Origin of the sequence: Microbacterium sp. C7(2022), assembly GCF_028823665.1 — a bacterium.
Lineage (GTDB): Bacteria > Actinomycetota > Actinomycetes > Actinomycetales > Microbacteriaceae > Microbacterium.
The window spans coordinates 15509-34258 of record NZ_JAPEHV010000010.1 but is presented as its reverse complement, the minus strand read 5'-3'; the positions used below and the strand labels follow the sequence as shown (position 1 = coordinate 34258).

Here is an 18750-nt window from a genome sequence, read left to right as displayed (position 1 = left end):
GAGGTTCTCCCCTTTCACAAGACCGGAAACGCCACCAACCTCATGGCCGGGTACATCTAGCGGGTTCACAGCGCGCGGGTTGTGGAAGACATTCAGCCCGTCGATCCAAGCCTCCACATACCCACTCGTGACGCGTGCGCTGAACTCAGTCGGAGCCGGTGGTTCCCCGACAAGCCGAACTCCTGTGTGGACGAGGTCCACTTTGTCCGATCCGAAGCCAGTCGCAACCCCCATGCGGTTGAACTTTGCGATTGTGCCGGCGCCGTTGAAGATGACAGCCGAAACGTGCTCGGCGTCCGGCAGGTTGAAGAACCCGGATTCCACCTTCTTGGTGCCCCACGCGTGATGGCTGATCGGCGTAACGGTTTGATGCAAGCGCCCGAGCCCGTCTCGCGTTTCGTCGAACACCAGCCCGTAGAGGTACACCGATAGTGGGGTCACGCTGTACGTCATCGAGAGGGCATCGTGAAAGTCCTGAACCGCAAACGCGAGGGGTACGCCGTCTACATCAGGGTGCTCCCAGTATCGCTTAGCGAGCTTGCTGAGTAGCGGGCCGGCGAATCGGATCGGAAGATAGTGCTGAAGGTAGGCATCAATGTCGTGAGCGGAGCTGTCGATTGACGGGCGAGGCGCTGCCGTTCCGTCTTGCGATGGATTGAGAGTGGTTGCCTCGACGCAGAATGACCCGTCAAGGCCAATCGCCTTAAAGTCGGGCGCGGGACGGGGTTGCTCGATCGCGAAGCCCGCCTCGATCAAGGTCGCGAACAAATACAGCTCCCAGATGCGTGCGTCGAAGCCAGCGGACTGGAATTGCTCCACAAAGTTCCCATCCTGATCTCGATACCAGCGCATCATCAGCTCGATGACGCGCCTTGCCGCAACAAACGACTCGTCGTCCGAGAGCATCTTGAAGGTCGGGTGAAGGGTCGAGGACTTCGTCGCCGGCGTGAAGAAGTCCACTGGTGCAGCTTCGTCGCCTTGAACCCGCACTCTGTCGAAGTCTTGAGAGGCATCCGCAATGCTTGCGACCAGGAGGCGCTCGGCCTGGAGCTGGCTTGGCACGAACGACGTCTGATGGACCCAGCGGTACCGACCGGCGAGATCCGACGCAAGAACGACACCAGAGTACTCGCCGTCGATGTCAATGATCACGGTGCCAACCACTTCGGCTGAGCCGCTCTCGAACCACGCGACCTCCTTGGCAATCCGGTAGACAGCAGGCGTGCGCGCGTAACCCGCGATGATGTCGAACCGACTACGGGAGATTGGACGGGTCACCGAGCGCATCCGATGCGAGATCTAGGCATGCTGCCATCTTCGTCTAGCATCGTGCGAGTCTTGCGCAGGTGGAAAGGAGCGTCCCGCGGCTCACTGGATTTCGGGAGGGCTGCCGCGTCGAGGCGTTTGGAAGAAGGCGGGTGAGCACTCGCCTTGATGATGTCGGTGGTTCTGCGTAATCTGCACTCACCGCTCGCTAGCATTGAAAACGTCGGTGTCGCGGGAGGTGACGAGATGGCAAGGTCGGATCTACTTCTTGCGATAGTTCGATCTGGAGCACAGGGAGACGAGCTCGCATTCCGGCGTGCGGCCGAAGCGCTCATCGCCGAGGAAGAGGGGAAGCGACACGGTGTGCTCGCGTCGCAACTCGCCGAAGCGCTCACAGCAAAGCGACCAATCTCAAACATCGCTTCGATCGCGCGCAACGAGGCGGTTGCGGGTTTGCTTTACGAGCGAGTCCCCGAGCGTCGACTCACCAGCTTGGTGCTCACCGCCAGCGTTCGTCAGTCCGTCGGTGAGCTATTGGAAGAGCACCATCGCCGTGATCTCCTCCGAAGTTACGGTGTTGAGCCCCGCCATCGCGTCATGCTCGTCGGCCCACCGGGCGGCGGAAAGACCTCCCTCGCTGAGGCGTTCGCCACCGAACTCGCGGTTCCTTTGCTGACCGTTCGATATGAAGGCCTGATCGGAAGCTACCTTGGCGAGACAGCATCCCGGATGGAGCAGTTGTTCGAGACTGTCCGCATGCGTCCTTGTGTGCTGTTCTTTGACGAGTTCGACACAGTGGCGAAGGAGCGCGGTGACACGCACGAGACGGGCGAGATAAAGCGCGTCGTAAGTTCCCTCCTTCTCCAGGTCGACCGGCTTCCAAGCCACGTGGTGGTCATAGCGGCGACGAACCACCCCGAACTCCTAGATAGAGCCGTATGGCGACGGATGCAGCTTCGGCTAGCGCTTCCTCAGCCCACGCGCGCTGCCAAAGTTGAATGGCTCAGTTCTTGGGCCGAGCGTAACAAGGTATCGCTTGGCCTTTCTCCTCGAACAATTTCTGACCGGCTGGGCGATGTGAGCTTTGCGGAGCTCGAGGAGTTCGCGCTTGACGTCCAGCGGCGACAGATTCTCAATGGACCGGAACCCGATAGCAACCAGGTGGCGCAACGCGTCCTCGAGCATTGGTCGCATCGGGTTGATACTGAGGCATCGTGACGCCGGAGCGACCTGATTACTCGCGCCATCGGCCTGTCATCTTTGGAAGTGTGGGCGCCGTCCAACCTGTCGCTCCGCCACGGGGTAGTTCAGGACCACGCGTCAATTACAGCAACAGCGGCAAGCGAGTCGCGCGGCTTGATGACCGCCTCGCCGAAGCCTTCGTCGAGATGCAGGCCCAAATGGACCTGTCGACCACGATCAACGCCGCGGATCCTCAACTGGTGCTGGTGATGGAAGCGGTTGAGGATCGAATCGATCTCGTCACGGCTGCGCAGCGAATCGGCCTCGAAGTGCTTGTTGAGGCTGACAGCGCGATGCACCCTGACGACGAGTACTCCTTGGTCTCGGAGCAACCAAGAGATCCCGTGGTGCACACGTCTCTGCACGCAGTATGCGCGGACCAACAGGCGTTCAACCGGCTGCGGTCCGCCTGGAACACGTGGAAGCAAACTAAGCAGGTACCCGGGAATGCGCCACTCCGGGACTTCTTTTCACATCTGAAGGACGTTCGACCGTGGGGCCCACAAGACCGTCTTCGGCTATTCGACTCATCCGCGTATCTCGAAGGACTTCTGCCTGATCAGAGTCACCCGATTGAGATCGAACTCTGGTTCCGGGCATCACCAGATGCGCGGGAGGCGGCGCAGAACGAGGTCGCGCGGCTGGTGACCGCGGAAGGAGGCGAGGTGCTATCCGCTGCGATCATTCCATCTGTCGGGTACCACGGCATTAGTTGCGTCGTCTCAACCGAACTCCTCCGACGCCTTGCAAGCGGGGCGTTCGACCAGGTGATGCTGGTCAAATCGTCCAACATCATGTACCTCCGCATGTCCGGTCAAGCCATTGGCGGTGCGCATTCGCCCGCTGAGGTTGAAACTGCCCCGAGCGGGCCGCTGCCGACTGGGGCCCCTGTGCTTGCCCTGCTCGATGGGGTTCCAACCGCGAACCATCCGAGCCTCCGTGACCGGGTAGTTATTCTCGATCCCGACGAGCTTGAAGATCGCTACCGAGCTGACGAGCGCCGCCATGGAACCCAGATGGCATCAGCAGTCATCTGGGGAGACCTTTCCGATTCGGCTGCGTCGCCTGCGAGCCGACCCGTGTTGGTCCGCCCGATCATGGCGCCAGCGTCTGATACTGCGACGAGGGTCGAAGAAATCCCTCGGGACCTACTAACTCCGGATCTTATGGTGCGGGCGTTCCGCGATCTGTTCGAGGGGCACGACGGCCAACCCCCTGCGGCGCCCGAGGTGGTGATCGTAAATCTCTCGCTTGGGGACCCCGCGACTCCGTTCGACGCGTTGGTCTCCTCGTGGGCTCGCATCGTCGACTGGCTTAGCTACCGCTACGGCGTCCTCGTAATCGTGTCCGCCGGCAATCACCGACATCTCCCGCTCGACGGGTTGGGCTCACGAAGCCTCAGTCAACTGGCGGGAGTGGAGCGACGCGACGCGGTACTCCGCTCGCAGGAGGCCGACTCGCTCGGGAGACGACTTCTGTCCCCCGCCGAGGCGATCAATGCCATAACAGTCGGCGCTATCCACAGCGATGGGACCGGCAGCGTTCCGCCCGTCGGGTATCGCGTCGACCCCACGGACGGTCTGACATCGATTAGTCCACTCACGGCGCTTGGAGGTGGCTACCGACGCAGCATCAAGCCAGAACTAGCTGCGAACGGAGGGCGGATCACCTTTCCCACGCCGCTCACGGATGCTGACCACATCGACTTCGTGGAGCCGGGACCGCTCGGGCCAGGAGTGAAGGTTGCTCACGCTGTTTCCCCGGAAGAGACATATACCGCCGGCACGAGCGTCGCCGCTGCCCTCGTCAGTCGGCAGGCTGCGCGACTCCACGACGAGCTTGATCGCATCACAGAGGGGGCGACACTCACGCGTGCGCAGCGCGCCGTCGCGATAAAGGCGCTCCTGGTTCACGGAACCGAGCCACCGGGTGAGGAAGATCTTGGCCAATCGTCCGTGCTATCTGGGGCAGGCCACGGATCGGTATCGCGTGACTTCGCTGATGGATGCGCGGCCAACGAAGCCGTCGTTCTGTACCTCGGCTCCCTTCCACCGAAGAGCTCGCAGGAGTTGCTGCTCCCGTTGCCTGATGGGCTGGCGATGCGGGAAATGAAGGAGATCAGCGCGACGCTTGCCTGGCTTTCGCCTGTGAACTGGCGACACCGCCAATATCGCCAAGCCGCTCTGTCGTTCGCGAAGCCTGGTGGCGCAATCCCACAACTCGATGCGCCCGTGAACATGTCGGCCGATTCAGCCAAGCGTGGGGCGACCACGGTGCAGCGCCTCGTTTGGGAGACCAACAGAGCGTTTGGTGCCGGGCAAGGATCTGCGTTGAGCCTGGCGGTGAAGTACATGGATCAGGCAGGGCTCCAAACACAGGATCCGATCGACTACGCAGTCGTCCTGACCTTGTCGATCGCCCCAAGCATCGGAGTCGACGTCTACACTCAGGTGCGCGACCAAGTGCCAGTTCGCATTAGGCCGCGACCAGTCTTCTAGGAGCGTTTGTAGGCCGGTGGTGTGGCGTGCCCCAGCTGTGATCGTGCCACCGTCCATCGCCGAACCTGCGGACCGGCGAGAGCTTAGTCGTGGCCCTTCGAGGTCTGAACTACACCATCCCAGTTGTTGCTTTGATAGTCGCTGCTGGTCAATTCATACCCAGCGCCGCAAGTCATGCATGTCACGTCGGTTGAAAATGCGTACTCCTCCTCGCCGCAATCGCGGCACTTCACTGTCCACGTTCCGCAGTAGTCGCACGATCCCGCTTCGATGGCGTCTGTTCCGTCATCTTGCACGAATGTCTGCCACCAGATCTCGCCCGCTCGACAGTTCGGCGCGCGGCAGGTCCCCCAAGGACTGATCTCCTCGAGGTTGTCGCTCCACGGCGGAAACAGGGCTTCGCCCGCCAACTCCTTCATCGAAATCTTCGGGTGACGTGCGTTTGCCGCGCGCTGGCGTGCGCCGGGCGTGACCGGACCAAACGCGTAGAACACTCCGCTATCGACTGGGAGGTCAAGCAGCATCCCGACGAACTTATCGATGTGAGTGACGGCCACTGCGGTCGAGTGCCGCTTGCATTCGACGGCGATTCAAATGCGCTCACCGTTCAGTAGCCCCTGGACGAGGACATCAATCTGCCGTGGAACGCCCGAACGCTCTCCGATGAGTTTCGCATCGTGCTCGACGGTGTCAGTGCCGTAATCCATTCTGGCGGTCAGATTCGCTACGTCCTTCTCGAAGACCTTCCAGTCGCGATCCCCACGCTGGATCTTGATCGGATTGTCCACCGAGACCGAGGTAGCCATCGAGCACCTTCCGTTTGTCGACTAGACGCACGCTACCGCAGCAATCGTCGGTGGTGGCGCGAGGATGAGACCGGCGCTTCCAATGCTCCCACAGGGATGCTCGATCATCCAGTGTCCGAAAGCACCTTCCGCAAGGAACGCTTGCGGGCCCTGCGCGGGCGGACGGGATGTCCGCCCGCCGCTCTCATCCGGCGCCCGCCTACTCCGCGCGTTTGACCGGTGCGATCACATAAACGATGAGGGAGCGGCTTTCGAGAGGCGGCGAGCTGACACCGTCTCATTGGCGCTGGGGAGTCAGCAGACCGATCGGTTCGCTGGACGCCGCCCCCGCGTCGCGGTAACGCCGCACGAACGTCACGCGCCTTTTGCTGCCGCCATGGGCGCGTGGCATCACACCACGAGGGCGGCGCCCATTGCGGCGGTGGAGATGCCCATGGCGGCGAGCTCCCACTGGGTGCGGCGGTTCAGGACGTGAGCGTGCGCGGCGCCGCTCCACCGAGATGCGGCCACCGACCACACCCCGTAGGCGACGGCGGCGACCACGCTCACGGCGACGATCGATGTGGCGGCCGCGCCGCCGTGATGGTGAGCAGCGGCATCCGGAACCGACACCGACCCCACGGGAACCATCGCCACCACGATCACAGCCATGACCACCAGGCCCAGGCTCGAGTGTGCACGCATCAGACGCGCAGCCGCGCCCGCGCCAGCCGCACCGGCCGAGCCAGCACCAGCCGCCCCGCGCCCAGCAGCACCGCGTGACCGAGCACGCCCCCGCCCACCCCCAACGGTGAGCACCAGAGCCAACCCGAGAAGGATCGCGCTCCAGAACACCGGCGCGAGCTGCGACCAGAACATCACGTTGAGCATCGCCCACATCATCACCAGCGCCGCAACGAGGTCGGGCGCCCGACCCCGCCGACGGTCGGCGGCGATGCAGCACGCGCCGACAGCGGCGGGGACGAGCGCCCCCACGTGGAAGATCTCTCCCATGTGATGAAACCGAACCCGATCAGCCGCAGCAGCCGTCGGCACACCCCGACGCGCCCGGCGCCTCAGCGGGCCCGGCCGCGGCATCCGATCCCGAAGACCCAGCAGCGCAGTGCGCGCTCGCCGGCGCAGGAACGTTCAGCGTGGGGTTGCGCTCGAAGAAGTTGTACGGCTTCAGCGTGAACTTCGCGTAGTCGGTCGGCATGACCGGCCAGTCCTCGTTGCGCGGGAAGTGCGTGAGACCGAACGTGTGCCACAGCACCACGTCCTCCCCCACGAGCGGCTCGTCACCAGCGATGAACGCCGTGATCCCATCCCCGCCCGGGTTCTGGTTGACGAAGTCACCGGCGGCGTACCGCTCGGCGGGGTCGTACTTCGTGACGAACAGGTTCTTCGTCGCGAACTCGGCCCGCTTCGCGATCGACGACTCGCTCGCCGCCATCAACGTCGGCGTCTCAGTCGGGAACAGCATGTACGACGTCGGCTGACCCATCGCGGTCGTCTTCTCGGTCGACGCGATCTGCCACACGCGGTTCACCTGCGCGGGGGCGTGCACCTCGTCACCTACACCGACGGCCGCGGGACGCTCGTCGACTCCGACCCCGACTTCCCGTTCAGCGATCCGGTGTGCCTCGGCCGCGAGCCCCAGCGCTACGCCCTCGGCCGCGTGATGCTGGTCGAGCATGCGCCGACCCGCGCTCAGGTGGATCCGGATGGCGCGGCGAGCGCAGCATCCGATCTGGCATCCTTCGGCGCCATCCGGCAGATCGGCGAGCTGGTCGCATCTGCGGGGTGCGTGGCGGTGCCCATCCGCGACGAGAACGGAGCCCGGCCCTGTGCACCGCGTCGCCGACCCCGAAGACGTGCTCGCGATCCTGCGCCCCGTCGCCGCGCAACTCGCCCCTCTCATCACCTGAGGATGATTGTATCGTGATGCGATACGCGATACAGTCAGAGGGTGATCGTGAGCTTCCGGCACAAGGGACTCCAAGCCCTCTACGAATCAGGCTCGAAGAAGGGCGTGCAGCCTACGCATGCACCGAAACTTACCCGCATCCTGGGCCTCCTCGATGTCGCGCAATCACCCGCAGACCTCGCGATCCCGGGATTCCGCGCGCATGAACTGAAGGGCGACCTCGCCGGCCACTGGTCGATCTGGGTGAACGGGAACTGGCGAGTGACTTTCCGATTCGTCGGGCAGGATGTCGAACTCGTCGACTATCAGGACTATCTCTGAAGGAGGAGAACATCATGATGAAGAACCCGCCGCACCCGGGCGAGATCATTCGGGAGGACGTGCTCGGCGAACTCGGGCTAACCGTCGCCGAGGCAGCCGCACGACTCGGTGTTTCCCGCGTCACCCTCAGTCGCGTCATTCACGGACACTCCGGGGTGAGCCCGAACCTCGCGATCCGTCTCGAGCGCGCAGGCGCCGGGACCGCACGCGCCTGGATGGCAATGCAGACCAATTACGATCTCGCCCGCGAACTCGACGACAAGACCCACGACGTCCAGCCCCTCGTCGTCGCGTGACAACGCCACCGACGGAGCCTATCGTCGAGTGGTGACCAGAGTCGTTCTCATGTGCGGGCCAGCGGGCTCGGGCAAGTCGACCGTCGCCCGGGGACTTGAAGCGGAAGGCTTCGTTCGCCTGTCATTCGATCAGGAAGCCTGGCGACGTGGGGTTCAGAACATGCCCCTACCGAGCGAGGTGCGTGACGAGATCGAACAGGAACTCCGCGCTCGCCTCATCGCGCTCGTCGCGGCCGGCACAGACGTGGTGCTCGATTACTCGTTTTGGTCCAAACGCGACCGCCTCGCCTACCGAGAATTGCTGCGCCCACTCGGCGTGGTGCCGGAGACGATCTATCTCGCGACGCCGCGATCAGTCGCATTGAAGCGGGTGCGCGCGCGCAGCCACGAGCACGCTGACGACTACGCGCTTCCCGACGACGTCGCTGCCGAATACTTCGACCATTTCGAGCCCCCAACCGCCGACGAAGGTCCGTTGACAGTTCTCGGCGCGGTGGGAGAGTTCACGCAGGATTCGTTCGGTAGCGGTCCGCCTCCGCGCGGTTGAAGGCGCGGAAAAGCGGAACCGCAATGACATGTGGGGAACATGCGCGGGTGGGATTTCTCGTGCGCCAAGTCGTTTGCGAGTCGAAGCCGAGCCGGAGTTGGCGAGCAGGCGAGTCCTCGTCGAGGTCGTCGATACACAGCGGCGACGACGCCGCCTGGATGATGTCCTCCGGCGCGATGCCGTGCTTGAGCGCAGAATCGTGGACCTTCACGCGGCGTGTGCGGCGATTGCTTCGCGGATGAGCTCCGAGCGCGTCTTGTGCTCTCGCTCGGCGCGAGCGTCGAGAGCCGCGAGCTCATCAGCTGTCAGGCGGAGCGCAACGACCTGCGCCGGCTCAGCACCGCGCCCGGGCCGCCCGAGTCCGCGTCGCTTGAGAACCTCGACGTCCCGGTCCCACCTCGCGCGCGCATCCTGCGTGTCCCCGCCGAGATCCCCGACGCCACCGCGCCCACGTCCGCACCCGACGTCGTATGCAGTTTCGCCGCTCAGCGGCACCCGCACCTCCGCACTCCCGAACCAATGTCTGACCCCCCTGGCATGATCGAAGCATGACCAATACGGCCCCCGATCCCGCCGAAGCCGCCGCCGCGCGGCTCGCCCCGGTGGTGGCCGAAGTGACTGAGCTTCGCAAGCAAATGGCCATGCTGCAGGCTCAAGAGGCGCGCGCGATGGCCCGGGCCGACGTCATCGCCGAAGAGTGGGCGGATGCCGCAGACTCGCGCTCCGAAGCCGACTTCGCGCACCGCTCGGTCGCCGCAGAGTTCGCGACCGCACTTCGCGTGTCTGATCGCACGGTGCAACGCCAACTCGCCGACTCCACGCGCTTGGTCGAGCGCTTCCCGCAGACGACCGAGTCGCTCGAAGCGGGCCGCATCTCATTCGCGCACGCGCGCGTGATCCTCGAGGCCGGCGAGCGCATCACCGAGCCACTGTTGATCGCGGAGTACGAGGCCAGCGTGCTCCCCTACGCCGAGGCCGAGTCCGCCACTCGGCTGCGCCCGATCGCGAAGCGGCGCGCCGAGTGGTTCCTCGACGAGACCTTCAGCGAGCGCCACACCGCCGCCACCACGAAGCGCTCGGTGAGCATGCAAGACCTCGACGACGGCATGGCCGAGCTGCACCTCGTCGCACCCATGGTGCTGATCCACGGCATCCACGACCGCCTCACCCGCATGGCACGCGACGTCGCCGACGCTGACACCCATGCCATCCGCGATGCCCGCGAAGCCGTCAAGATCGCAGAGCAGCAGGGACAGGATGCCACGGCCGCCCGTGCACACCTCGAAGCCCTGCTCGCGGCCCGCCGCACGCTCGACGCCATCCGGGCCGACCTCGTCGCCGACCTGCTGCTCGCTTCTGACCCGATCGGGCACATCGGAACCACCGACACCGGGCTCGGTAGCATCCGCGCGAGCGTGCAGATCACCGTCCCGGTGCTGTCGCTGATCGAATCCCCCGCCGACGACCCGTTCGACGCCGTATCTCTCACCGGGCGCGGGCCGATCGACCCCGACATGGCACGCAAACTCGCCGCACACGCTCCCGGCTGGGATCGCGTTCTCACCCATCCGATATCTGGCGCAGTCCTCGCCGTCGATCGATATTCGCCCTCACCTCCGATGCGAAGACTCTTGGCCGTACGCGATCAACACTGCCGATTCCCCGGGTGTCGACAATCCGCGGCGCGCAGTGACATCGATCACACCATCGCATGGGAACACGGCGGCCGAACCGCAACCGAAAACATGGCACACCTCTGTCGTCGCCACCACACCATGAAGCACCACACGCCGTGGTCCGTCGTGCAGAAACCCGGCGGCGTCCTCGAATGGACGAGCCCGACCGGCAAGGTCTATCCGGACCACCCCTCGTCAGGGGTGTACTTCGCCACGGATGCCGAGTTCGACCCGGCCCCGTTCTGAGTCCCCGCACAGCGTCGGGCGCGCATCACCCGCGCAGCCCCGCACACAGCACCGCGCGGCGCACATGATAGCGCCCACCGAATCACCACCCACCGGCGACCCGAAACCCGCGAAGATGACCTCATGGTTCTCGATCCCGTCGGCGCGACGTACTTCGCCATCGGTGTCGCGATGCTGGTCGCTGCGCTGCTCCCTTGGCTGCTCGGACGCCTGCCCATCTCGATGCCCATGGTCTTCGTTGCCGTGGGCATCGGCGTCTTCGCCCTGCTGCCAGACCTGCCCGACCCCGACCCGACCGAGCACTCCTTCATCGCGGTGCACCTCACCGAACTCTGCGTACTCATCTCGCTCATGGGTGCCGGCCTCGCCATCAACCGCGTTTTCCGTTGGCGCACATGGTCGACGACCTGGCGCCTGCTGGCCATCACCATGCCCCTCACGATCGCCGCCGTCATCTTCCTCGGATGGTGGGGCCTCGGCCTCGGTGCCGCCGGCGCCGTGTTGCTCGCCGCCGCCCTCGCCCCCACCGACCCCGTGCTTGCAGGCGAAGTCCAAGTCAGCGAACCTGTGACCGAAGATGCGGATGCCGCCGACGAAGGCGCCGAGGGCGGTGACCCCGACCGAGGAGACGTCGAGCACAACGACGACCACGCCGAGACCAAAACCGGCGACGAAGACGAGGATGACGACGACGAGGCGCGCTTCGCCGTCACCTCGGAAGCCGGCCTGAACGACGGGCTCGCCTTCCCTTTCACCTACGCCGCAATCGCCATCAGCCTGGTCGGCCTCGCCCCCTCGGGCTGGCTCGGCGAATGGCTCCTCGTCGACGTCGGCTGGCGCATCGCGCTCGGCGTGGCGACGGGCCTCGCCACCGGCTGGCTCCTGAGCCGCCTGTTCTTCTCGACCTTCTCGCAACGCATCGGGTTCACCTCAAAGGCCGACGGCTTCATCGCCCTCGCTGCCACCCTCATCGCCTACGGAGTGGCCGAGCTCGTCGAAGGCTACGGGTTCATCGCCGTCTTCGTCTGCGCCTGCACCATCCGCGCCGCCGAGCGCCGCGACGGAGTGCACCTCGTCCTGCACACGTTCGTCGAACAGATCGAGCGACTCCTCACCGTCGTCGTGCTGATCCTGGTGGGCGGGGCGGTGGCCCGCGGCATCCTGGATTCCCTCACGCTGCCCGACATTGTGTTCGTGATCGTGTTGATTCTCGTGATCCGCCCGCTTGCCGGTTGGATCGGACTCACCCCCGGCAAGACCGGCCCGCGCGAACGCTTCGTCATCGCGTTCTTCGGTGTGCGGGGCGTGGGCTCACTGTTTTACATCGCCTACGGGCTGCAGCACGGCGACTTCGCCGGCGAAGACCGCCTGTGGGCGATCGTGACGGCGGTCGTCGTCGGCTCGATCCTGATTCACGGCATCGCCGCCACGCCCACGATGGCGCTGCTTGACCGCGCCCGCCGCCGTCGCGCCGCGCGCATCGGCGAGGACGTCGCCGACACCCCGGTCTGATCCGCTGATTTGTCGCCCAGCGAGCACCCCTACGCGATGCGAGTACCCGGAGGCAGTTGCGTCGCAGGGGTGCGCGTGCGCGCCCAGGCCCACCACAGCAGTCCACCGGCGAGGAGCAGCTGCAGCGTCAGCCCGACGAACCAACTCGGAGCGCTCGTCGCCACGATCTCCTCCGGCGTCGGCGGCTCCTCCCACGCCGTCGGCGAGCACTCGTCATTTCTTTGCTCGAGCTCAGGCGTCTGCTGCGCCGAGCGCACACCAAACTTCACCTCCCCGAACAGGTCGGTCGGGTAGCCGTCACGATCGAACTGCGCCGGAGTCGCATCGGCCAGAATCACGAACGGGTTCGCCGCCAGAATCCACCACACGCGGTCGAACCGCGGCACGGTGTAGCTGTACGACTCCCACTCCAGGCATTCCAACTCGACGTCGTCATCGCACGGATAATCCGCGCTCGGGCTCTCGCCCGGCATACACGGGAACGTATCCCCCTGGTACTGGCTCCAGTCCACCGACCGGTACTCATTCGTCGCCTGCGACTGCGCGGCCAGACCGCCCAGACCGAACGCGATGAGCGTTCCGACGGTGAACGCGGCGACCACCAGATACGTCACCGCGACCGAGAAGAGGGGGCGAGCCAGGATGCCGCTGAGCGCCACCCCGATGGCCGCCACCACCCCGATCTCGACGATCATCACCAACAGCGACACCGTGATCGTGAACGGACTGCCGATCCCGGCAATCGTCGCGACGATCAAGAACGGCACCGATACGGCGACGAACGCCAATCCGGTGATCCATGCCGCGAGGAACTTGCCCATCAGGATCTCGAGGGTGGTGGCCAGGGTCACCTGCACGGGCGCGAGCACCGCGGCATCCCGATCCCCATTGATCGCGTTTCCGCTGAGCGTGGGCGAGACCAACATGACCAGCAACAGCGTGAAGTACACCACTACCGAGAAGATCCAGATGCCCGGGTCTTCGGTGTAGGCCATCGCGGTGAACGACACAGCCGTGACGATCAGCAGCAGGACCGCGAAGACTCCGAGCAGCACGTACCACGCGACGCTTCGCGTGCGCTGCAGCAGCTCGAGTCGAATCAGTGTGCCCAGTCGCTGTGCATTCATGCGCCCGCACCTCCCTTGCCCAGGTCGAGGAACGTATGCTCCAAGCTCCCCTGCGCCGCGGCGAATTCGACGACGTCGAGCCCGGCATCCATCATCCTTCGCAGCGCTCCGGCCGCGTCATCCTCCGACGCGAAAGCGATCACGACGTCGCGCCGGTCGACGCCGAGAATCGCCGGGTCTGCGACCAGCGCTTCGGCGACCTTCTGCCGGGCATCCTCAGGTTCGAGGCCGAGCACACGAATGCGCCAAGGACGGGCCCTGGATGCCGCAGCCGCCACCCGATCGCTGTGCACCGTTTCGCCCGCGAGCATGAACACCGCGTCGTCGACGACCTCTTCGAGTTCCGACAGGATGTGGCTCGACACCAGCACCGTGCGCCCCTCGGCCGCGAAGCGACGCAGCAGCAGACGCAACTCGACGCGCGCTTGGGGGTCAAGCCCCGAGGCGGGTTCGTCCAGCAGCAGCACCCGCGGGTCGTGCACCAGCGCTCGCGCGAGGCCGAGGCGCTGCTTCTGCCCGCGCGAGAGGACCCTGGCGGGCGATGTCGCGAGCTTCTCGAGCCCGACCTCGGCGAGCAGCGCGCGTGCGCGCGCCTTCGCGGCGTCGGCGCTGAGCCCGTACAGACGGCCCGTCACTTCGAGCGTCTCAAGCGAGTTGAGCGAGTTCCACGCGCCGAGCGCATCGGGCATCCATCCGAGGATCGCGCGCACACCCTGCGGGTCTGCGACGGGGTCGATGCCGTCGATGCGGATCTCACCCGCATCCGGCGCCAGCAGCGACGACAGCATCAGCAGCAGCGTCGTCTTACCCGAGCCGTTCGGGCCGACAAGCCCCGTCACGCGCCCCGGCTGCGCCACCAGCGACACATCGCGCACCGCGTGCACGTCGCCGAAGGACCGCCGCACGCCGGTCGCCAAAATCCCCGCCACCGTACCGCTCGATGCCACGCTGCTCTCTGCCGTCACAGTGTCACTCTAGGTGACAGATGAGCGGATGCCACTAACCGCGCTCCGGAATGTTTTGCGCCGCTGACCTGGGACGCGTGAGCGGGTCTCCCGGGTGCGCGTAGGCTGCTCAGCCGCGACCGACGCCGTCGTCCCGTGCATGTGCCGCCGGCATCCCCACGCGGGCTGCGCCACCCGTCCCGCCCGCTCAGTAGCGGCCGGGAACGACGGGCCGCCACGTCGTACGGCGCGCGCGGCGGCGCCACCTCAACGTGGCCGTGATGTCGGCCAGAGTTCGACGGAACATGGCTCCACTGTGCCGCCGCGAGGTGAACCGCCACGGCACCCCGCGGTAAACGCCCGAAGAACACGTCGCCACGATCACCCAACCGCGACATCACAAACGCGCAACGTCGCCAGTGACGGACGTCTTTTCCGATCAACGCCGGAAGAACGCCACCCCCAGATCGGCGTGGTCGACGAAGATTCCGTCGGGCGCGCCATCCCGAATCATCTGCCACTCGACCTCGTAGTCGCCGAACTCCCCCGGGTCGCCCTTGGTGCGCAGCGAACGCGCGAGGAAGCGGTTCTCGGGGCGGCACGTCCACGTGAAGACCTTCAGCCCGCGCGCGTGCGCGTCGGCGACCACCGGCGAGGGGCCGGTGAGTCGACCGAGCTTGTCGGGCGCGAGGATCATGCGCTTGTCGACGCTGATGCCGTCCACGGTGCCCGCGAGCGCGTCGAGCCCCGCCGGCGCCGCCGTCTGCGGGTACGTCAGCGCCGCCTTGCCGTGCGCACTGAACAGGTCGAACGGGCGACCCGACGCCTCGAGCAGATAAATGAACGATGAGCGGATGCCGTGTTCCCGCACCTCACGCAACACGGTCGATTCGAACGACTCGACCGTGAGCGGGTGCTCGCCCCGCGCCCAACCGGCCTCCCGCAACTCGGTCGCCACGAGGTCAGCCATGTCGAAGCCGAGCGACGCGAAGTACGTCGCGTGTTTGATCTCGAGCACGACGCCGATGCGCCTGCCGTGCTCGAGCGAACCCTCGGCGACGAGGTCGAGCACATCGCGCAAGCGCAGGACAGGCTGCTCGTCATCGAACGTCGCGCTCGACGGGCGCAGGTCGGGCAGCCGCTCGCGACACTTGAGCGTGGCGAGTTCATCCCACGTGAAGTCCTCGGTGAACCATCCGGTCAGCGAGACCCCGTCGATCACCTTCGTGGTGTGCCTGTCGGCGAATTCCGGCCGGGTGGAGACATCGGTGGTGCCCGAGATCTCGTTCTCGTGACGCACCACCAGAACCCCGTCACGCGAGACGACGACGTCTGGCTCGACGGCATCCACCCCCATCTGCAGGGCGAGCGCATACGACGACCGCGAGTGCTCCGGCCGGTAGCCCGGCGCACCCCGGTGACCGATCACGAGCGGAGGTCTGCGTGGCACCCGGCCAGGCTAACCGCCGAAAGTGACGCCGGGGTGCGGCATCCGACTTCTCATGTTCTGCTCAAAGCGCACTCCCAGTTCAGGAGGCAGAGAATCACGCGGCGTCAGATATCGTTGTTTTCACGCAGAAATCTGCGTCAACCCCCGACATTGGAGTGTGAGAGCAGTGGCCCTCAACAACCCCGCGTTCAACAACCCGGCGTTCCAGGACCAAAACGCCGTCCGTACCTACCCCGGTGGCGCTCAGGCAGCGAACCTTGGTGGCCAGACCCAGTTCTCGGCAGCACAGCACGCCGGCACTGACGCCGCAGCGCAGGCCCACCTCGAGGGCATGTACGCCGCGCCGTCTGCCGGAGCGATCGAGACCGACCGCATGACGGTGGAAGACACCGTCATCAAGACCGTTGGCCTGTTCGCCATCCTCGCCGTCACCGCCGTCGTCGGCTGGATGTGGACGATGGCTCCGGTCACCGTGGCGAACCCCAACCCCACGATCCTCCCCTGGATCGTCGGCGGTATCGGCGGCTTCGTCATGTCGATGGTCGTCATCTTCGGTTCGCGCAAGAAGATCCGCCCCGGCGCGATCTTCGCCTACGCCGCGTTCGAGGGTCTGTTCATCGGTGGCATCTCGGCCTACTTCGAGTTCATCTGGCCCGGCATCGTGGTGCAGGCGACCCTCGCGACCCTCTCGGTCGTTGGCGTCACCCTCGCCCTGTTCGCCAGCGGCAAGGTGCGCGCGTCGAAGAAGGCCACCAAGATCTGGATGATTGCGATGATGGGTTACCTCGTCTTCTCGCTCATCAACGTCTTCATGATGCTGTTCAACGCCCCGATGGCCGGTGGCCCCTTCGGCCTGTACAGCGAGCAGATCGCCGGAATCCCGATCGGTCTCATCCTCGGTGTGTTCATCGTCTTCATGGCCGCGTACTCGCTCGTCATGGACTTCGACCAGATCCAGCGCGGCGTGCGCAACGGCGCCCCCCGCAAGTTCGGCTGGATGGGAGCCTTCGGCATCATGGTCACCGTCGTGTGGCTGTACGTCGAGATCCTGCGCATCATCGCGATCCTGCGCAGTAACTAGCGCGCGCAGCGCTCAGCGCCGAGCGCGCAGCGCCGTCGAGCGGCCGTCCGGTTCTCCGGGCGGCCGCTTCGCGTCGGAGGGCGGGGGCGGGGGCCGAGCCGGGCCGTGGCACCCCGCCAGCACCCCTAACTCCGGAAAACCGGCCGAATCACCGCCATCCCGCACCCGTACGGCCGCCAACCGCCACATATCTCAGGAGTTACGGCGAGCGGTGCCCGGCGCACCCTGCACCCGGCACCCGGCACCCGGCACCCGGCACCCGGCACCCGGCACCCGGCACCCGGCACCCGCCGGCCAGCATCCCTAACTCCGGAAAACCGGCCGAATCACCGCCACCCCGCGCCCGTACGGCAACCAACCACCACAGATCTCAGGAGTTACGGCCGCCCCGGCGGCGGGCGACAGGCCGGTGCCACCCGTGGCGAGCGGGGCGGCGCACGGCGCGCGGCATGAAGCGCCCCAGGTTTGATGCCGCATCCTTTTGAGTTGGAAGGATGTCAGTCATGCCGAAGAAGATCGATCCCGCGCTCCGGGAGCGTGCCGTCAGGCTCGTGCGTGAGCACCGGTCGGAGTATCCGTCGTTGACGGCCGCGTCAGCGGCCGTGGCCCGCCAGGTCGGTGTCGGTATCGAGACCGTGCGGCGGTGGGTGCTGCAAGCCGATATCGACGACGGTACCCGTGACGGGGTGACGTCGGTCGAGCACGCGGAGATCAAGCGACTCAAGGCCGAGAACGCCCGGCTGCGGGAAGACGTCGCGATCCTGCGTGCGGCGACGACTTTCTTCGTGGGGGAACTCGACCCCCGCAACCGTTGATGCTGGGCTTCATCGACACGATGAGAGCCGAGGGGCACGCGGTCGAGTCGATCATCCGCGTCCTGCGTGAGCAGGGCTGCCAGATCGCCGCGCGCACCTACCGGGCCTGGCGGCAAGGTCTCGTATCGACCAGGACGGTCACCGACGCGCTCGTCGTGGACGCGGTGCGCGAGGCCGCCTGGACCGTCGTCGAGGTCGGCGGCCGGCAGCGTCGGGTGCTGACCCCGGAAGGGCTCTACGGGCGGCGGAAGATGACCGCGCTGATCCGCCGCACCACGGTCCCTGCCGCGTCCCGCGGCGCGGTCGACCGTGCCATGCGGACGCTCGGGTTGTCGGGCATCCGCCGCGACAAGGGCATCCGCACCACGATCCCCGCGAAGGACGGGATCCGTGCCGGGGACCTGCTGAACCGGGACTTCACCGCCCCCAGACCGGATCACACCTGGGTGATGGACTTCACGTACTGCCGCACCTGGGCCGGCTGGGTCTACGTCGCGTTCATCGTCGACGTGTACTCGCAGCGCATCGTCGCCTGGCATGCGCAGACCACCAAACACGTCGAGCTCGTGATGATCCCGCTGCGGATGGCACTGTGGGAACGCGGTCGGCAAGGCCACCCCATCGCCCCGGATCAGCTCCGGGCGCATAGCGACGCCGGGTCTCAATACGTCTCGCTGGCCTACACCGACAAACTCGCCCTCGACGGCATCGCACCGTCCGTTGGTTCGGTCGGGGACGCGCTCGACAACGCGCTCATGGAGACGATCAACGGGCTCTACAAGGCCGAGTGCATCCGCACGACCGTGTTCCACGACGGCCCCTACCGTACGATCGCAGACGTCGAGTACGCGACCGCCGGATGGGTCGACTGGTACAACACTCGTAGGCTTCACTCGAGCCTGGGCTACGCCACACCCGCGGAGTTTGAGCAAGCCCACTACGCGACCCTCAACCGAGAGCCGCAACCCGCATAGGAGCGGCAAGAAACCTGGGACACTTCAGATCTCAGGAGTTACG

Annotated in this window: 18 protein-coding genes; 9 read left to right on the top strand and 9 right to left on the bottom strand. The window is 65.8% G+C overall.

Annotated features, from left to right (window positions below):
* The coding region (locus tag ON062_RS13545) for a hypothetical protein (RefSeq protein WP_274647670.1) at nucleotides 1-1278 on the bottom strand (1278 nt) is incomplete at its 3' end.
* Between the two features lie 234 nt (nucleotides 1279-1512).
* Between ON062_RS13545 and ON062_RS13540 the strand changes: the two genes are divergently transcribed.
* Nucleotides 1513-2484 (top strand): AAA family ATPase, encoded by a 972-nt coding sequence (locus tag ON062_RS13540; RefSeq protein WP_274647669.1) that lies wholly within the window; start codon nucleotides 1513-1515, stop codon nucleotides 2482-2484.
* A 170-nt stretch (nucleotides 2485-2654) separates the two neighbouring features.
* Nucleotides 2655-5006, top strand: coding sequence for a S8 family peptidase (locus ON062_RS13535; protein WP_274647668.1), 2352 nt, complete (start codon nucleotides 2655-2657; stop codon nucleotides 5004-5006).
* Nucleotides 5007-5089: 83 nt separating this feature from the next.
* Here the strand turns inward: ON062_RS13535 and ON062_RS13530 are convergent, their stop codons facing one another.
* The 4 genes from ON062_RS13530 to ON062_RS13515 all read right to left on the bottom strand — a co-directional run bounded on the left by ON062_RS13530 (nucleotide 5090) and on the right by ON062_RS13515 (nucleotide 7712).
* Nucleotides 5090-5596 carry a restriction endonuclease gene (locus ON062_RS13530; RefSeq protein WP_274647673.1) on the bottom strand — a complete coding sequence of 169 codons (507 nt, stop codon included), beginning with the start codon at nucleotides 5594-5596 and terminating at the stop codon, nucleotides 5090-5092.
* Entirely contained in the window at nucleotides 5597-5812 is a 216-nt protein-coding gene (locus ON062_RS13525; protein WP_274647667.1) for a hypothetical protein, read from the bottom strand.
* A gap of 390 nt (nucleotides 5813-6202) precedes the next feature.
* Nucleotides 6203-6805: a hypothetical protein gene (locus tag ON062_RS13520; protein ID WP_274647666.1), complete on the bottom strand. Its 603-nt coding sequence runs from the start codon at nucleotides 6803-6805 to the stop codon at nucleotides 6203-6205.
* 19 nt (nucleotides 6806-6824) lie between these two features.
* On the bottom strand, nucleotides 6825-7712 hold the full coding sequence (locus ON062_RS13515) for a hypothetical protein (protein ID WP_274647665.1): 888 nt from the start codon (nucleotides 7710-7712) through the stop codon (nucleotides 6825-6827).
* Nucleotides 7713-7760: 48 nt separating this feature from the next.
* Here ON062_RS13515 and ON062_RS13510 point away from each other — a divergent pair, with 48 nt between their 5' ends.
* The 3 genes from ON062_RS13510 to ON062_RS13500 are packed head-to-tail and all read left to right on the top strand — an operon-like array spanning nucleotide 7761 to nucleotide 8882.
* Entirely contained in the window at nucleotides 7761-8039 is a 279-nt protein-coding gene (locus ON062_RS13510; RefSeq protein WP_274647664.1) for a type II toxin-antitoxin system RelE/ParE family toxin, read from the top strand.
* Nucleotides 8040-8053: 14 nt separating this feature from the next.
* On the top strand, nucleotides 8054-8335 hold the full coding sequence (locus tag ON062_RS13505; protein ID WP_274647663.1) for a HigA family addiction module antitoxin: 282 nt from the start codon (nucleotides 8054-8056) through the stop codon (nucleotides 8333-8335).
* Nucleotides 8336-8366: 31 nt separating this feature from the next.
* Complete coding sequence (locus ON062_RS13500; protein WP_274647662.1) at nucleotides 8367-8882, top strand: ATP-binding protein; 516 nt, start codon at nucleotides 8367-8369, stop codon at nucleotides 8880-8882.
* Between the two features lie 207 nt (nucleotides 8883-9089).
* Here the strand turns inward: ON062_RS13500 and ON062_RS13495 are convergent, their stop codons facing one another.
* Entirely contained in the window at nucleotides 9090-9377 is a 288-nt protein-coding gene (locus tag ON062_RS13495) for a ribbon-helix-helix protein, CopG family (RefSeq protein WP_274647661.1), read from the bottom strand.
* Between the two features lie 53 nt (nucleotides 9378-9430).
* Between ON062_RS13495 and ON062_RS13490 the strand changes: the two genes are divergently transcribed.
* Both ON062_RS13490 and ON062_RS13485 read left to right on the top strand, forming a co-directional pair.
* Nucleotides 9431-10804, top strand: a complete 1374-nt coding sequence (locus ON062_RS13490; RefSeq protein WP_274647660.1) for an HNH endonuclease signature motif containing protein — start codon at nucleotides 9431-9433, stop codon at nucleotides 10802-10804.
* Nucleotides 10805-10927: 123 nt separating this feature from the next.
* The gene (locus tag ON062_RS13485) at nucleotides 10928-12316 is read left to right on the top strand and encodes a sodium:proton antiporter (protein ID WP_274647659.1); all 1389 of its coding nucleotides are present in this window, start codon (nucleotides 10928-10930) and stop codon (nucleotides 12314-12316) included.
* Nucleotides 12317-12345: 29 nt separating this feature from the next.
* On the opposite strand, the gene ON062_RS13480 is transcribed toward ON062_RS13485, so the two are convergent.
* The 3 genes from ON062_RS13480 to ON062_RS13470 all read right to left on the bottom strand — a co-directional run bounded on the left by ON062_RS13480 (nucleotide 12346) and on the right by ON062_RS13470 (nucleotide 15837).
* Entirely contained in the window at nucleotides 12346-13443 is a 1098-nt protein-coding gene (locus tag ON062_RS13480) for an ABC transporter permease (RefSeq protein ID WP_274647658.1), read from the bottom strand.
* A complete protein-coding gene (locus ON062_RS13475) occupies nucleotides 13440-14408 on the bottom strand; it encodes an ABC transporter ATP-binding protein (protein WP_274647657.1) in 969 nt (322 codons plus the stop codon). The genes ON062_RS13480 and ON062_RS13475 overlap by 4 nt, the downstream gene beginning before the upstream one ends.
* A gap of 418 nt (nucleotides 14409-14826) precedes the next feature.
* Nucleotides 14827-15837 carry a glycerophosphodiester phosphodiesterase family protein gene (locus tag ON062_RS13470; RefSeq protein WP_274647656.1) on the bottom strand — a complete coding sequence of 337 codons (1011 nt, stop codon included), beginning with the start codon at nucleotides 15835-15837 and terminating at the stop codon, nucleotides 14827-14829.
* A gap of 166 nt (nucleotides 15838-16003) precedes the next feature.
* Between ON062_RS13470 and ON062_RS13465 the strand changes: the two genes are divergently transcribed.
* Together ON062_RS13465 and ON062_RS13460 are read left to right on the top strand one after the other, a co-directional pair.
* Entirely contained in the window at nucleotides 16004-16918 is a 915-nt protein-coding gene (locus tag ON062_RS13465; RefSeq protein WP_274647655.1) for a Bax inhibitor-1/YccA family protein, read from the top strand.
* 503 nt (nucleotides 16919-17421) lie between these two features.
* A protein-coding gene (locus ON062_RS13460) for an IS3 family transposase (protein WP_274647654.1) occupies nucleotides 17422-18707 on the top strand; the annotation gives its coding sequence in 2 pieces (ribosomal slippage) (nucleotides 17422-17695 and nucleotides 17695-18707; 1287 coding nt in all).
* Nucleotides 18708-18750: the final 43 nt, after the last annotated feature.